The 13,978-nt window shown below is 55.4% G+C and carries 13 protein-coding genes; 5 read left to right on the top strand and 8 right to left on the bottom strand.

Annotated features, from left to right (window positions below; genetic code table 11):
• Positions 1-144 precede the first annotated feature (144 nt).
• Both ftsH and E8K88_RS12605 read right to left on the bottom strand, forming a co-directional pair.
• Positions 145-2,073: an ATP-dependent zinc metalloprotease FtsH gene (gene ftsH / locus E8K88_RS12610; protein ID WP_136407026.1), complete on the bottom strand. Its 1,929-nt coding sequence runs from the start codon at positions 2,071-2,073 to the stop codon at positions 145-147.
• Between the two features lie 513 nt (positions 2,074-2,586).
• Positions 2,587-3,246, bottom strand: a complete 660-nt coding sequence (locus E8K88_RS12605) for an RlmE family RNA methyltransferase (protein ID WP_136407025.1) — start codon at positions 3,244-3,246, stop codon at positions 2,587-2,589.
• Positions 3,247-3,338: 92 nt separating this feature from the next.
• On the opposite strand from E8K88_RS12605, the gene E8K88_RS12600 reads away from it, so the two are divergent.
• The 3 genes from E8K88_RS12600 to E8K88_RS12590 all read left to right on the top strand — a co-directional run bounded on the left by E8K88_RS12600 (position 3,339) and on the right by E8K88_RS12590 (position 5,543).
• The gene (locus E8K88_RS12600; RefSeq protein ID WP_136407024.1) at positions 3,339-3,806 is read left to right on the top strand and encodes a YhbY family RNA-binding protein; all 468 of its coding nucleotides are present in this window, start codon (positions 3,339-3,341) and stop codon (positions 3,804-3,806) included.
• Positions 3,807-3,884: 78 nt separating this feature from the next.
• Positions 3,885-4,670, top strand: coding sequence for a glycosyltransferase (locus E8K88_RS12595; protein ID WP_136407023.1), 786 nt, complete (start codon positions 3,885-3,887; stop codon positions 4,668-4,670).
• A gap of 96 nt (positions 4,671-4,766) precedes the next feature.
• Positions 4,767-5,543, top strand: coding sequence for an SURF1 family protein (locus E8K88_RS12590; RefSeq protein ID WP_205880085.1), 777 nt, complete (start codon positions 4,767-4,769; stop codon positions 5,541-5,543).
• Between the two features lie 74 nt (positions 5,544-5,617).
• Here the strand turns inward: E8K88_RS12590 and E8K88_RS12585 are convergent, their stop codons facing one another.
• The 4 genes from E8K88_RS12585 to E8K88_RS12570 form a co-directional block, all read right to left on the bottom strand.
• Complete coding sequence (locus E8K88_RS12585; RefSeq protein ID WP_136407021.1) at positions 5,618-6,628, bottom strand: bifunctional riboflavin kinase/FAD synthetase; 1,011 nt, start codon at positions 6,626-6,628, stop codon at positions 5,618-5,620.
• Between the two features lie 69 nt (positions 6,629-6,697).
• Positions 6,698-8,023, bottom strand: a complete 1,326-nt coding sequence (locus E8K88_RS12580) for a methyltransferase domain-containing protein (RefSeq protein WP_136407020.1) — start codon at positions 8,021-8,023, stop codon at positions 6,698-6,700.
• Positions 8,024-8,436: 413 nt separating this feature from the next.
• Positions 8,437-9,555, bottom strand: a complete 1,119-nt coding sequence (locus tag E8K88_RS12575; RefSeq protein WP_136407019.1) for an acyl-CoA dehydrogenase family protein — start codon at positions 9,553-9,555, stop codon at positions 8,437-8,439.
• Positions 9,556-9,600: 45 nt separating this feature from the next.
• Complete coding sequence (locus E8K88_RS12570) at positions 9,601-10,782, bottom strand: acyl-CoA dehydrogenase family protein (protein WP_136407018.1); 1,182 nt, start codon at positions 10,780-10,782, stop codon at positions 9,601-9,603.
• A gap of 240 nt (positions 10,783-11,022) precedes the next feature.
• On the opposite strand from E8K88_RS12570, the gene purN reads away from it, so the two are divergent.
• On the top strand, positions 11,023-11,622 hold the full coding sequence (gene purN / locus E8K88_RS12565) for a phosphoribosylglycinamide formyltransferase (RefSeq protein ID WP_136407017.1): 600 nt from the start codon (positions 11,023-11,025) through the stop codon (positions 11,620-11,622).
• Between the two features lie 43 nt (positions 11,623-11,665).
• Positions 11,666-13,024 carry an RsmB/NOP family class I SAM-dependent RNA methyltransferase gene (locus E8K88_RS12560; protein WP_136407016.1) on the top strand — a complete coding sequence of 453 codons (1,359 nt, stop codon included), beginning with the start codon at positions 11,666-11,668 and terminating at the stop codon, positions 13,022-13,024.
• A gap of 88 nt (positions 13,025-13,112) precedes the next feature.
• Here E8K88_RS12560 and E8K88_RS18360 read toward each other — a convergent pair whose 3' ends face one another.
• Positions 13,113-13,505: a hypothetical protein gene (locus E8K88_RS18360; RefSeq protein ID WP_240754511.1), complete on the bottom strand. Its 393-nt coding sequence runs from the start codon at positions 13,503-13,505 to the stop codon at positions 13,113-13,115.
• A gap of 5 nt (positions 13,506-13,510) precedes the next feature.
• Positions 13,511-13,966 carry a DNA polymerase III subunit chi gene (locus E8K88_RS12550; RefSeq protein ID WP_136407015.1) on the bottom strand — a complete coding sequence of 152 codons (456 nt, stop codon included), beginning with the start codon at positions 13,964-13,966 and terminating at the stop codon, positions 13,511-13,513.
• Positions 13,967-13,978 lie beyond the last annotated feature (12 nt).

The following is a 13,978-nucleotide window of genomic DNA, read 5'->3' as shown; positions in this document are numbered from 1 at the left end:
CTATAAAACGCAGCGATGCTTAGCTGCCTGTGCGACGGGCTGCAGTCGAGTGCAGTGCTGAAGCACCAATAGCCGCCAATAGAAAACGGGGCCAAAGCCCCGTTGTTCAACTCGCCTTACGGCCAAAAGCTTGCTAGAAGCCGATTATGCTGCCGATGGTGAGGGATCTCTTTGCACAGAAGATGAATCACCACCGGAATCATTGCCACCGCCACCAGCTGCTGGATGCTTGGGCACCCAGTCTTTCGGTGGTGTCGGCTCTTTGCCAGCCATGATTTCATCCAGCTGGGATGAATCAATGGTCTCCCACTCCAGCATGGCTTTGGCCATCGCATGCATTTTGTCTTTGTTTTCTTCGATCAAACGGCGCGCCAAAGCGTACTGTTCATCGATGATGCGGCGCACTTCAATGTCCACTTTTTGCATGGTGGCCTCACTGACGTTGGTGGTTTTGGTCACAGAGCGGCCCAAAAACACTTCGCCTTCATTTTCGGCGTAGACCATTGGGCCCAGCTCATCAGACATGCCGTAACGGGTCACCATGTCACGCGCCAATTGCGTGGCTTTGTTGAAGTCGTCCGATGCGCCCGTGGTCATTTGGTTCATGAACACTTCTTCAGCAATACGACCACCAAACAGCATCGAAATACGTGACAGCGCCCATTCCTTGTCGTAGCCATAGCGGTCTTTTTCTGGCAATGTGAAAGTCACACCGAGTGCGCGTCCGCGCGGCACGATGGTCACTTTATGCACTGGATCGGATTTAGGCATCAGGCGGCCAATCAACGCATGGCCCGCTTCATGGTAAGCGGTATTTTTCAGCTCTTCAGGATCCATCACAGCAGAGCGACGCTCTGGACCCATGAAGATCTTGTCTTTGGCCTGCTCAAAGTCCTGCATTTCGACCACACGGGCATTGCGGCGTGCTGCCATCAAGGCCGCCTCGTTACACAGGTTGGCCAGATCAGCACCAGACATGCCCGGTGTACCGCGCGCAATCACGTTGGGATTGACGTCCTGCCCCACTGGAATCTTGCGCATGTGCACAGTCAGAATTTGCTCGCGGCCTTTGACATCAGGCAAGGTCACGTAGACTTGGCGGTCAAAACGGCCTGGACGCAACAAAGCAGCATCCAGAATATCAGGGCGGTTGGTCGCAGCAACCACGATCACCCCCATATTTGTTTCAAAACCGTCCATTTCAACCAGCATCTGGTTGAGGGTTTGCTCGCGCTCGTCGTTACCACCACCCAAACCAGCACCACGCTGGCGGCCAACCGCATCGATCTCGTCGATGAAGATGATGCAAGGCGCGTTTTTCTTGGCGTTTTCAAACATGTCACGCACACGCGCAGCGCCAACACCGACAAACATCTCAACGAAGTCCGAGCCGGAAATGCTGAAAAACGGCACTTTGGCTTCACCAGCAATCGATTTGGCCAACAAAGTCTTACCAGTACCAGGCGGGCCAACCAGCAACAAGCCACGAGGAATACGGCCACCCAGGCGTTGGAATTTCTGTGGATCTTTCAAGAAGTCAACCACCTCCTTGACTTCTTCTTTGGCCTCATCGGCGCCTGCCACGTCAGCAAAAGTCACGGTGTTGTTGCTGTCATCAAGCATGCGGGCCTTGCTTTTACCAAAGCTGAATGCACCGCCCTTGCCGCCACCTTGCATTTGGCGCATGAAATACACCCAAACGGCAATCAGCAGCAGCATAGGACCCCAACTGATCAGGATCGAGCCGAGCAAAGAGCGCTGCTCACGCTCTTTGATATTGAACTTCACATTCGAATTGATCAAGTCGTCAATCAGACCACGGTCAAAGAAAGTGCCTGTTGTGCGCACTTTGGCGCCGTCGGTGGTGGTCGCCACGATTTCAACACCGCCAGCCCCTGTTTCCTGGATCTCAGCTTGTTGAATCTGGTGGTTTTGCACCATGCTGATGAAGTCAGAGTACGGTTTTTGCTGCGCATTACCGCCGCCACTGGTATCAAACTGTTTGAATACCGTAAACAAAACAACGATGAGGACTAACCACATCGCTACTTTGGAGATCCATTGATTATTCAAGCCTATGCTCCTGGAAATAGTACACCGACAATGGTCGACATGCCTCACACTTAACTGTCATGAAATGCGTATGAATGCACTGTGCGGATTTGGTGTTTCACAATTAAGTCCGATTCTATGCTTTTCAAGCCCCTGTAGTCCGTAAATGGTTAATGCCTAGTAGGGGATTGTGCATTTCTGTCCTCACCAAAACCTTTCAGAGCCAGTTCTTTATCTCTGCGCAGTTACGCAATGCACACNAACCTTTCAGAGCCAGTTCTTTATCTCTGCGCAGTTACGCAATGCACACAAAAGAGGCAGTACAAGGCGCCTGTTGCCGCTCATATGTCTGTATGAGAAAACGGGCAACGCAGTAATGCGCTTTTGTGTGCCTTGCCCTTCGGGTTGTCGTCCAAAAGCCGCACTGCTTTGTTAAAAATTCTTGCCAGACGTAGAGCCAGAATGCGGTTCTTTGCCTCGCACTGCATCCTTTTGGGCTTCTAAGTGGTCTGCAAAAAGATCGTAAACAGGCTCTTAGCGGCGCAAACCTTGGCCAATCAAAAACACTTCAGAAGAGCGGCTGCGCGATGCTTTCGGCTTATACGGTTTGCTGTGCTTGAAGGTATCCCGAAACAGGGCCACCAAATTGTCGTAACCTGGCCCGTGAAACACCTTGGCGACCATGACGCCATCGGGCTTTAAGTGGTTTTGGGCAAAGTCGACGGCCATCTCAATCAAATTTTCAATTCTTGCACCATCGGTGGCGGAGTGTCCGCTCAAATTGGGCGCCATGTCTGAGACCACCGCATCGACAGCGCGGCCACCAATGGCCTGCTCCAGCTGTGCCAGCACCGCTGCATCCTCAAAATCACCCTGGATGAAATGGATGCCTGGCACTGGCTCCATTGGCAACAAATCAACGCCAACAACCACTGGAGCAGTCGGACTCGCTTCCATGCCATGGCCCAGGTTCAGCTTGCGGCTCAAGTATTGGCACCACGCGCCTGGAGCACAACCCAAATCAACAACGACTTGCGCTTTGTTCAGCAAACGGTGCTCTTCATCGATTTCCTTGAGCTTGTATACCGCACGCGCGCGGTAACCCTCTTTCTGAGCCAGCTTCACATATGGATCATTGAGGTGGTCATACAACCATGTCTTATTGACCTTTGATCCCTTACCCTTCGTCGCCATTGTGTACAAACCTTTTATTAATTCACCTTCAACAATCACTAAATGTGCTGTTCAAGTGTGCCGCAACATTGCGTATCGTCGATAATCATGCCATGACTTCATTGACCTTGACTCCAGCGCAACGCCGTAGCTTGCGCGCCGATGCCCATCACCTCAGCCCAGTGGTACTGATTGGCTCCGACGGTTTGACTGCCGCCGTCGAAAAAGAAGTAGCTGCCGCACTGGATGCGCACGGCCTGATTAAAATACGCGTTTTCAGCGATGACCGCGCCACCCGCGAGTCCTACCTGCAGGCATTGACAGACACCCTCAACGCCGCAGCGGTTCAGCATATTGGCAAATTGCTGGTAATTTGGCGTGCCCAGGCCCCCAAAGCCAGAGCAGCTGGCGAGGGCAAAGCACCGGTGGACGTGAAAATCGTCAAGCACAGCAAAAAACTCGGCCTCAAGCCTGAGATCAAAACCATACGCGTGCTCGGCAACCAGCGACTGACTGCTGGTGGCAACATCAGAAAGTCCAAGCCCAAACAGGTTTCTGCGAAGAAAAAGGCACTGGACTAAACTGCCGCCCAGACTGGCTGTCTCATCATGAGTGGCCAGCGCATCGTTCGTTGTGAGTCAATCCTTGAAGGAGCAGCCATGGGGCCAACTTCTGCCGCGAGCACCGCGGGTGCCGCGACTCGGCATATTCTGTGCATGAAATGGGGCACCAAGTACGGCCCTGAATACGTCAACCGGCTCTACGCCATGGCGCGCAGGCATTTGCAAGGCGATTTTCGTTTCATTTGCCTCACTGATCGCACCGATGGCGTTCGCAGCGAAGTCGAATGCTTTCCTATCCCTGAGCTCGATTGGCAGCTCTACCCCAACCAGCCCGATCGTGCCTGGAAAAAGCTCGCCACCTTCTCGCCTGACTTGGGCGAGCAATATGGCTTGCATGGCACAGCCCTGTTCCTGGACCTGGATGTGGTCGTGGTTGGCCCACTGGATGATTTTTTCACCCAGCCGGGTGAATTTCGCATCATCCATGACTATGCCCGGCCATGGAAAAAACGCCGCATCACGGGCAACTCCTCGGTCTACCGCTTTGAAATTGGCGCGCATGTCGATGTGCTCGAGTATTTCCAGCAGCACGTTGCCCAGGTGCAGCAGCAATTTCGCAACGAGCAGGCCTACCTGTCAGACTTTTTGCACCGCCAAGGCAAACTCGCCTATTGGCCAGAGAGCTGGTGCCCGAGTTTCAAATACCACGGCATTCCTACGTGGCCGAGCAATTTCTGGAACGAGCCCTTTATCCCTAGCGATGCACGCGTGGTGATTTTTCACGGTGAATGCAATCCGCCCGATGCTTTGGCAGGGCGGCGCAATCGCCGCTTTCGCTATATTCGCCCAGCCTCTTGGATTGCCAAGCATTGGCATGAATAACACGATGCGGCAGTTGCAGTGACTGCCGCAGTTTTTGCGCAGGCCATGCAAGCTCTGCACATGGCGGTGCAAAGGGCATTTTTTGATTACGACCCCATGGCCTTATCCCGCAAGTCTTCCTCCAAACGCTTGGGTTTGGTAATTTTCTTCATCATCAACACGGTTATTTTCAGTTGCTTGGGCCTGTGGCAAGTGCAGCGCTTGGGTTGGAAAACCGACTTGATGGCCCGTCTAGACACATTGGTGCATGCCGCCCCCCAGGCAGCGCCAATGCCCGAGCAATGGCCGCAATTGAGCCAGGAAGCAAACGAGTACACGCCTGTGCAACTGCAAGGCCAGTGGCTGTCTGACAAAGAAGTCACCGTCTACGCCAACACCGAGCTGGGCCCAGGTTACTGGGTCATGACACCACTGCTGGTATCCAGCAGCGATACTGCCAACACGCCAACAACGGTCGTGTGGATCAACCAGGGCTTTATTCCTACCGAGCAACGCAGAACACCACGCAATACGAATGCCACACCAGGGCAAACCATTCAAGTGGCGGGCTTGTTGCGCTGGCCCGAAAAGGCCAATTTGTTTTTGCGTGAAAATGTGCCAGCTGAGGACCGTTGGTATCGCCGCTGGCCTGATGAACTGAGCCAAGCGCGCGGCCTGCAACAAGCGACTGCGCCCTACTTTGTGGATGCCTATGCAACAGGAGCTGGTCAGGAATGGCCACGCGGCGGCATGACGCAGATCCAGTTCAGCAATAACCACTTGAGCTATGCGATCACCTGGTTTGTGCTGGCCTTGCTCAATATCGCAGCACTGGTGTATGTGCTGGTTTTTGATGGCAAGCGTCAACGCAGCACAAGCACGCGATCAGAATAAGCCAACAGCCCGCAACCTGGCAAGCGGGCATTGGCGTCTTCAACACAGCCCACCAGCTGAGCACTCAACCGTGTTTACAGTGCTTCGGGATGGGCGGCAAACCAGGCTTTTGCGGTTTCTATGTCTTTGGCAATACCTGCGGTCAGGGCATCAAGATCTGGGTATTTGAGCTCGTCATGGAGTTTCTCCAGCAGCTCCACACGGATGGTTTTGCCATAACCGCCCTCCTCGCCCAGCTCCTGCGGCCATTGCAGGCAATGGGTCTCCAACAAAACCCGGCCACCATTGACATCATTGGGGTCCAGTGAGGGGCGCACCCCCATATTGGCCACACCAGCCAGTGGCTGATCGGAGAGACCAAACACCCGCACAACAAAGATTCCGCTGGCAGCGGCCTTCCAATGCTTGAAGTGCAGGTTCAAGGTGCGAAAACCATCGGTGGCGGCACTGCCACTGGCGCCCAACTGGCGACCCAGCTTGCGGCCATGCAGCACATGGCCGCTGACCGTGTAAGGACGGCCGAGCAACTTGGCCACATCCTGCATGCGGCCTTCTTGCAAGGCGCTGCGCACTTCTGAACTGGAGACCCGCACGCCATGCACTTCATAGCTGTTCATGCGTGCCACATCAAAACCCATCTCGCGCCCCATGGCATCGAGCAGCCGGTAGTCACCCGCACGGTTTTTACCAAAGCGAAAATCATCCCCCACCAGCACATAGCGCGCACCCAAGGCCTGCACCAAGACTTGGCGTACAAAGTCCTCTGGGCTTTGGTTGGCCAGTTTGTCGCCAAACGGCAGTATCACTGTTTGGTCAATGTCGTTGCTGGCCAAATCCATCAACTTATCACGCACCGTGCCCACGCGTGCGGGCGCCAATTCTGGCTTACTGAGCAACTGGGCAAAGTAATCGCGCGGATGCGGCTCAAACGTCAGCACACAACTGGCAACACCCCGGTTGGCTGCTTCGTTGCGCAACAAAGCCAGCATGGCCTGATGGCCACGGTGCACGCCGTCGAAATTGCCAATCGTGATGGCACTGGCAGGCGCCAGTGTTTGGTGGTTCAGTCCTAGGAATGTACGCATGGTAAGGGGGCTTTTTTGCTGAGCGATTAACGCCCTCACGGCTCTTGGAGCCGCAAGTGCGCAAGCGCCTTAATGGCCTTTTTGGGCAGTCACAACAAAGCCTTTGACTGGCTCACCTGCTTCAAAACGAATGGTTTTTTCTTCAATCGTAGCCAGCGCGTAGCCCGCTTGTTGAAGCAAGGACTCCAAGTAGCTGCGGCTGTGGGCATAACGGCCGTTGGCTTGCAACACAAAGCCCGGGCCGTCGTTATCAGCCACTTCAGTCGAGAAGAAAAAGAAACCGTCTTGCTGCAAAATGCGATGCACATTGCCCAGCACCGGCGCCAAGTCACCCACATAGGGGAATACATCCAAGGCCGTAATCACTTCGTACAGATTGGCTGGCGTATCACGCACTGCGTCCAAAATATTGACGGTATGGAACTTGTGGTAGATACCATGGCGTGCAGCCTGCTCGACCATTTTGGACGAGGCATCAACCCCAATGACCCAGCCATTGACTTTGCCCAGGTAAACGCCCAACAGGCCACTGCCACAGCCCAAATCCAACAAATTGAATTTACGGTCCGGGAAAATATCAACAATTTTCTCGGCAATTTGCTTGGGCAACTCATAGCGCAATACACGCACCATGTGCAAGTCATAACGCCCCGCCATGCCATCAAACAACTGTCTCTGCAGCTCAACAGGCTGCGTTGCAGGCGTCTGGCCAGCCACCACTTGTGCATAGTACTGGTAGACCGGATCTTGCGGGGCCAAGTCCAGCAAGCGCTCGATGTCTTCTTGGGCCTTGGCTGGCTCGCCACGCTGCACCCAGACGTTCAGGCGACCGAAATAGGCTTGGGCCTGTTTGGGGTCCAGCGCAATCACCTCAGTCCAAGTTGCGTGGGCTTCATCGTATTGGCGATTGTAGAAATAGCTGTTGGCCAGGCTCATGAGCAGTATCGGATCATTCGGGTAATGCTCCAGAGCCCGTTTGGTGTAAATGATGGCTTTATTCAGGTCACCACAGCGGCTGGCAATGTCCACCACACCAGCCAATGCCATGCGCTCTTTGGACTCGAGCGCAAAGATCTTTTCTGCTTGGGCCAATGCTTTGGCATAACGGTCCAGGCGTGCCAGCAGCAAGCCCAACTCCAGCTGTGCAGGCCACCACTGCGGCGCCAAGGCCACGGCGTGCTCAGCAGCCTCGACGGCTTTGTCTGGGTAACCTTGCTGTTCAGCGAGTTTGGCGCCCAGCATGAAAATGCGTGGATCCTGCGTGGTGTTGCGCTGGGCTTCGTTGAGCAGCTTGGCCACCGCTTCCAACTGGTTTTGTGCGAGCAGCTGGTAGGCACGGTTGATGATCGGATCGTTGGCTTTGATTTGGGCAGTAAGGGTGGCTGTTTGTGTCATGAATCGGTGTCTGTCTGTTCGCAGAAAGACCGCATTATGAAGGATGCCACTGGCGATTATGGCCCCGGCGCACATACCCGTGTACCAGGGCCTGCAAATTCAAGCTGCGGCACCCACTTTTGCAAGCAAGCACTGCAGTTTTCACCTTAGAGCCTGTTCCAAGTCTCGACGCAGTCGCGCAAGGCACAAAAAAGAGGCAGTGCAAGGCGCCTGTTGCCGCTCATACGTCTGTATGAGCAAAACGGGCAACGCCGCAATGCGTTTTTTTGTGCCTTGCCCTTCGGGTTGGAGCCCAAAAGGCACGCTGCTTTGTTAAAAATCCTCGCCGGGCAGATGGCCCGACTGCGGTTTTTGCCGCGCATCGTATCCTTTTGGGCTCCAACGCGGTCTGCGTGGAGACTTTGAACAGGCTCTTAAGCCGCAACGCCTGCGGTCTCTTGCATGTTGTCGCTGATGATGCCCAGATGGTGCAGGCTGTCGCCCCAGCTGATCTCCAATTGCGTCAGCGTTTTGAAGTAATGGCTGCCAATGTATTCATCGGTCACACCAATACCGCCGTGCAATTGCACCGCTTGCTGGCCCACAAAGCGCATGCTTTGACCCAACTGGTATTTGGCCCGCGACAGCGCCAGCTTGCGCTCCACGGCCTCTGGCTCATCGAGTTTTAGCCAGGCGTAATACGACATCGAGCGGCCCAGCTCCAATTGCATTTTCATATCGGCCATGCGGTGACGCAGGGCCTGAAAGTTTGCAATGACCACGCCAAACTGCTTGCGCTGGTTCAGATAGTCGGCAGTCAGCAGCAGGGTTTTATCCATCACGCCCACGCCTGATGCGCACACACTGGCAATGCCAATATAGGCTGCTTGCTGCAAGGCCGCACTGCCATTGGTCGTGATGAGCTTGGCAGGCGTTTTGGCAAAACGCATCTCCGCAGCGCGGCTGCCATCTTGCGTCAAATACCCATCTGCCTGCACGCCTGATGCACCCTTTTCGACCAAAAACAATGCTGTTTCACCTTGCAGCAGTGCCGGCACGATCCAGGCATCGGCCAGATCACCTGCTGGCACGAGACTTTTTTGGCCGCTGATGTGGTAGGTGCCTGCGCTTTGCTCTGCCTGCGTGCCCACAGGTTCGAGCTGGTAGCGCGCACCACGCTCTTGGCTCGCCAGCACGATCAGTGCCTCGCCGCTGGTTAATGGTGCCAGCCAGGCCTGCTGCAATGCAGCATCGGCATGCTGCGCCAGCACATCACCGGCCAGCAGCGCTTGTGCATAGGGCTCAAGCACCAAACCTTGGCCCAACTCCTCGAGCACCACCATCGCCTCAATCGCACCCATGCCCATGCCGCCTTGGGCTTCAGGCACCGTCAGGCCCATCAGCCCCAATTCGGCCAACTCTTGCCAAACGGCGCGATCAAAGCCTCCGCTGGCCACAATGCCTTTGCGGCGTTCAAACGAATACGCTTTCTCAACCCATTTGCGCACAGCCTCGCGCAATTGCAGTTGGTCATCGCTGAAATTGAAATCCATGACAAGTCTCCTTCACTCTGAATCTAGATAAGCGTGCGTGGGCCATCAGCCCAGCACGGTTTGTGCGACGATGTTGCGCTGCACTTCGTTGGAGCCGCCATAAATGGTGGTTTTGCGGAAATTGAAGTACGTCGGTGCCAACACCGACATCGTCGCATCACCTCCAGGAAAATCGCCCTGCCAGCCAGCGCTCATCGCCTCCTCAATGAATGGCAAGCTGTATGGGCCAGCCGCAAGCATCAGCAGTTCTGAATAACGCTGCTGAATTTCACTGCCTTTGATTTTGAGCAGGCCAGCAATATCAAGCGGATTGCGCCCTGAGCTGACGGCCGACAGTACACGCAGCACCATCATCTCCAGCGCCAGCACATCGACCTCTAACTTGGCGATTTCATCGCGAAAGCGCACGTCCTCCCAGAGCCCTTGCTGCTTGGCGATGCGTTTGAGACGCTCCAGCTCGCGCTTGGATCGATTGACATCGGCGATATTTGTACGCTCATGGCTGAGCAAGTGCTTGGCGTAGGTCCAGCCTTGGTTCTCTTCACCGATCAGGTTTTCCGCAGGTACTTTGACGTTGTCAAAAAACACCTCATTGACTTCGCACTCGCCATCGAGCAACTTGATCGGGCGCACCGTAACACCGGGCGAGGTCATATCAATCAGCAAGAAGGAAATGCCGGTCTGGGGCTTGCCCTCGGTACTGGTGCGCACCAGGCAGAAAATCCAGTCACCGTACTGACCCAGCGTTGTCCAGGTCTTTTGGCCGTTGACCACGTAATGGTCGCCCACGCGCTCTGCACGGGTCTTGAGCGATGCCAAGTCAGAGCCTGAGCCTGGTTCGCTGTAGCCCTGGCTCCACCAGACCTCACCGCTGGCAATGCCAGGCAGAAAGCGTTTTTGTTGCTCCGCATTGCCGTAAGCCATGATGACAGGGGCCACCATCACAGGGCCAAACGGAATAATGCGCGGTGCACCGGCCAACGCACACTCTTCCTCAAACAAATGGCGCTCGACCGCAGTCCAACCTGGGCCACCAAACTCTTGGGGCCAACCATAAGCCAGCCAACCTTTTTTGCCCAAAATCTTCGCCCAGCCTTGCATATCATCGCGGCTCAGACGCAGGTTGTTGTGGACTTTATAGGCAACGTCTTTGGGCAGATGCGCTTGCACCCACTGTCTGACCTCTTGTCGGAACGCTTGCTCCTGCGGTGTGTAATTCAAATCCATACGGCCTCTTTATGATGTGTCGCGTTAGGAATACGCGCAAAATAGTGCCAAGAGCCTCCTCAAAGGCAGCGGGCACGACACGCTTGTCTCAGTTGCAGGTGTACCATGCCATCACCTGGCCAGTCTGTCTAACTGGTGACTGGTGCACTTTTAGCAGGCTGCTCACCGCTGGGCTCGCATGGCCTTCTGGCATGCACTGCGGCTGAGGGCGGCTACGAACAATGCGACAATACGCCCCTCATGAAAAATATCGTCGTTTTGATCTCCGGAACCGGCTCCAATATGGCGGCCTTGGTTCAAGCCCAACAGCAGCGCCAATGGCAAGCCAAATGGGGTGCTCGCATCACCGCAGTGATTAGCAACCGGCCAGACGCACCAGGTCTGCACTGGGCCAAAGCGCACGGCCTGGCCACACAAGTGGTAGACCATAAACAATACGCATCCCGTGAAGACTTTGATTGCGCGTTGGCACAAGCACTTGAGCAGTACCAGCCCAGCTTGGTCATCCTGGCAGGCTTTATGCGCGTTCTCACAGAAGGCTTTGTGCGCCAATTTGAGCAGCGCCTGGTCAATATCCACCCATCACTTTTGCCCGCATTTGCTGGCCTGCACACACACCAACGTGCGATTGATGCTGGCTGCAAAGTCGCAGGTGCCACTGTGCACTGGGTCATTCCAGAGCTCGATGCAGGGCCCATCATTGACCAGGCCGTCGTCCCCGTTCTGGCGGGCGACACTGCAGACAGCTTGGCCTCCCGCGTCAGGGCCCAGGAACACCTGCTCTACCCGCGCGCTATTGAATGCATTTTGGCGCGCCAAGCTGCCCAGTCGCACGCCTGAAAACAGGCCGCCTGATTGCCCTTTTTAGACGGATCTCCCCACTATGTTTGCCCGCTACCTTGTACAAGCCACCGCCCAAGTGCTGCAACGCCTGTTGCGCTTTGATGGCCCTGCAGACATCACTTTGACGCAATTTCAACGCGAAAACCCCAAGCTTGGGAGTCGCGACCGCTTTCAGATTGCCAACGCCAGCTTTGCCGCCTTGCGTTTTTTGCCGCTGCTGCGCCACATGGAAGGCCTGGATGCGAAATCGCCAGAAACCAAATCATGCGAGCGTCTGGCTGTTTTGGCTTTGGCGATGGACAAGCATGGCCCTATCAACCTGCCCGTGACGGCCGCGCAAATTGCCGCCATCTTGCAAACCGCGATCGACAATCTGCCAGATCCAGAACAGCAAGTTTGGTTGAGCGCGAGTATGCAAGCCAATGCGCACTTCAATGAACCTGACACCGCAGCACTGCAGCACAATCTGCCGCAATGGTTAGCCCAGGCGCTGCAAGCACAATATGGCGAGACGGCTTTTGTCGCCCTCAGCCATGCCCTGAAACAAAGCGCAACTTTGGATCTGCGAGCCAACTTGCTCACGCACAAGCGCAATGCTGTGGCCAAAGAGCTGCAGGAGCAAGGCATTGAATGCACGGCGACACCCTACTCCCCCTGGGGCATCCGCATCCAAGGCAAGCCTTCGCTGCGACAAAACCCTTTAATGAACAGTGGCGCCATTGAGGTGCAAGACGAAGGCTCGCAACTGCTGGCATTGCTCACTGGCGCCAAGCGTGGGGAAACCGTCGTCGATTTTTGCGCCGGCGCAGGTGGCAAAACCCTGGCCATGGGGGCGATGATGCGCAATACCGGCCGCTTGTATGCACTGGACAACTCCGCGCACCGCCTTGATGGATTGCAGCCACGCTTGAAACGCAGTGGCCTGAGCAATGTCCACACCTTGGTTTTGCAGTCAGAAACCGACGAACGTTTGAGCCGCTTACGCGGCAAAGCAGACCGTGTTTTGGTGGATGCTCCATGCTCGGGTCTTGGCACATTGCGTCGCCACCCAGAGCTGGCCTGGCGCAACCAGCCCGCTAGCATTGAAGCGCTGCAACAAACGCAAATGCGCATTCTGGAAAGTGCAGCCAGCCTGCTCAAACCAGGCGGCATCCTGGTCTATGCGACCTGCAGCCTGCTGGAGCAAGAAAACGAAGCGGTCAATCGCTGGTTCACCACCTCACATGCGCGCGAATTTGCACCACTGGACTGGTCTGAAACGCTACAAAAACACGATCTGCAAGGACTACAAACCAGCGCAGACCAAACACCTGCGCTGGCCAGCAATGCCATTATGCTCATGCCCCACTTGCACCACACGGATGGTTTTTATCTGGCCAGATGGCAAAGAGCGCGTTGATTATCGACAGGATTTGGCCTGCAAGCGTCTGACTGGCAGGCGCTCGTTATGGCTACATTCACCCAGCAGGCGTTGATTCGCTGCTTTTTTATTCGGTGCTTTTGAATGCCTGATCGATATGCGATAGCTCATCGGCCACGGCCTCGTTGACGCTATTGCGAATGGCAAACTCCAGTTCTTGACGAATGCTTGGCAAGAGCGAGCGGGTCTGCGCCTCAATGACAGAGGCAACCACCTCGCCCACACGTTGCGTCAGCAAAACATCTACGCGCTGAATCACACGGTGCACCATTTGTTCGGCCAATGCCTCTGACCATGCGCCTGGCTCAGGAACTGGCTCGCTTGCCGCAGGCACTGGAGTCTCGGACAAAGGCGCAACAGACAGCTCCGGCTGCCGCACCACGCCATCGATTGCTACATCAACCTCGACAATATCTGTCAGCGTGGGGACAAAACGTGTTGGATCAGATGCATGGCTCATGGTCATTAGCCCCCTTTTTGTGCGAGATCATGTCGGTGAATGGCATAGCCACGCTGCTGGTAAAAGCGCCATCGCTTGCGTGCTTGTTCGCGATCGGCCTGGTCATGTGCGCTGACCAGCTCATAGACCCTCTCAAAATGGCTAAAGGCTGCGGGAACTTCCTCCCATAACGTCAGCAGCAAGCGTGCAGATCGCGCAGAACTGTGCATCAGGCTATTGGCAGCAATTGCTTCACGCAGCTGAATCGGCGCTTGTGCCGTGGCTGCTTGCTGCTCGGCCACATAGTCATGCGCCAAGAAGTCGCTGGGCGCCATTTGCCAGAGCATCTCGTCGAGCTGGCCCAATTGCGCCGCATTGGCAGTCAGCACCATTGGTGCGCCTTGCATAAACGCTTTACGCGCCAGCCGGCACGCCAATGCGAGCTTATCTGGCACATTGAAATAAAAATGCACATCAGTCATACCGCAATTATC

Origin of the sequence: Lampropedia aestuarii, assembly GCF_004803635.1 — a bacterium.
GTDB classification, from domain to species: domain Bacteria; phylum Pseudomonadota; class Gammaproteobacteria; order Burkholderiales; family Burkholderiaceae_C; genus Lampropedia; species Lampropedia aestuarii.
The sequence above is the reverse complement of the archived record's forward strand: the minus strand, read 5'-3'. Positions and strand labels throughout refer to the sequence as shown.

What these genes read in the sequence shown, in the direction of transcription:
- E8K88_RS12605 (WP_136407025.1), bottom strand. Translation starts at nt 3,246, where the DNA reads ATGGCGACGAAGGGTAAGGGATCAAAGGTCAATAAGACATGGTTGTAT.
- E8K88_RS12600 (WP_136407024.1), top strand. Translation starts at nt 3,339, where the DNA reads ATGACTTCATTGACCTTGACTCCAGCGCAACGCCGTAGCTTGCGCGCC.
- E8K88_RS12595 (WP_136407023.1), top strand. Translation starts at nt 3,885, where the DNA reads ATGGGGCCAACTTCTGCCGCGAGCACCGCGGGTGCCGCGACTCGGCAT.
- E8K88_RS12590 (WP_205880085.1), top strand. Translation starts at nt 4,767, where the DNA reads ATGGCCTTATCCCGCAAGTCTTCCTCCAAACGCTTGGGTTTGGTAATT.
- E8K88_RS12585 (WP_136407021.1), bottom strand. Translation starts at nt 6,628, where the DNA reads ATGCGTACATTCCTAGGACTGAACCACCAAACACTGGCGCCTGCCAGT.
- E8K88_RS12580 (WP_136407020.1), bottom strand. Translation starts at nt 8,023, where the DNA reads ATGACACAAACAGCCACCCTTACTGCCCAAATCAAAGCCAACGATCCG.
- E8K88_RS12575 (WP_136407019.1), bottom strand. Translation starts at nt 9,555, where the DNA reads ATGGATTTCAATTTCAGCGATGACCAACTGCAATTGCGCGAGGCTGTG.
- E8K88_RS12570 (WP_136407018.1), bottom strand. Translation starts at nt 10,782, where the DNA reads ATGGATTTGAATTACACACCGCAGGAGCAAGCGTTCCGACAAGAGGTC.
- purN (WP_136407017.1), top strand. Translation starts at nt 11,023, where the DNA reads ATGAAAAATATCGTCGTTTTGATCTCCGGAACCGGCTCCAATATGGCG.
- E8K88_RS12560 (WP_136407016.1), top strand. Translation starts at nt 11,666, where the DNA reads ATGTTTGCCCGCTACCTTGTACAAGCCACCGCCCAAGTGCTGCAACGC.
- E8K88_RS18360 (WP_240754511.1), bottom strand. Translation starts at nt 13,505, where the DNA reads ATGAGCCATGCATCTGATCCAACACGTTTTGTCCCCACGCTGACAGAT.
- E8K88_RS12550 (WP_136407015.1), bottom strand. Translation starts at nt 13,966, where the DNA reads ATGACTGATGTGCATTTTTATTTCAATGTGCCAGATAAGCTCGCATTG.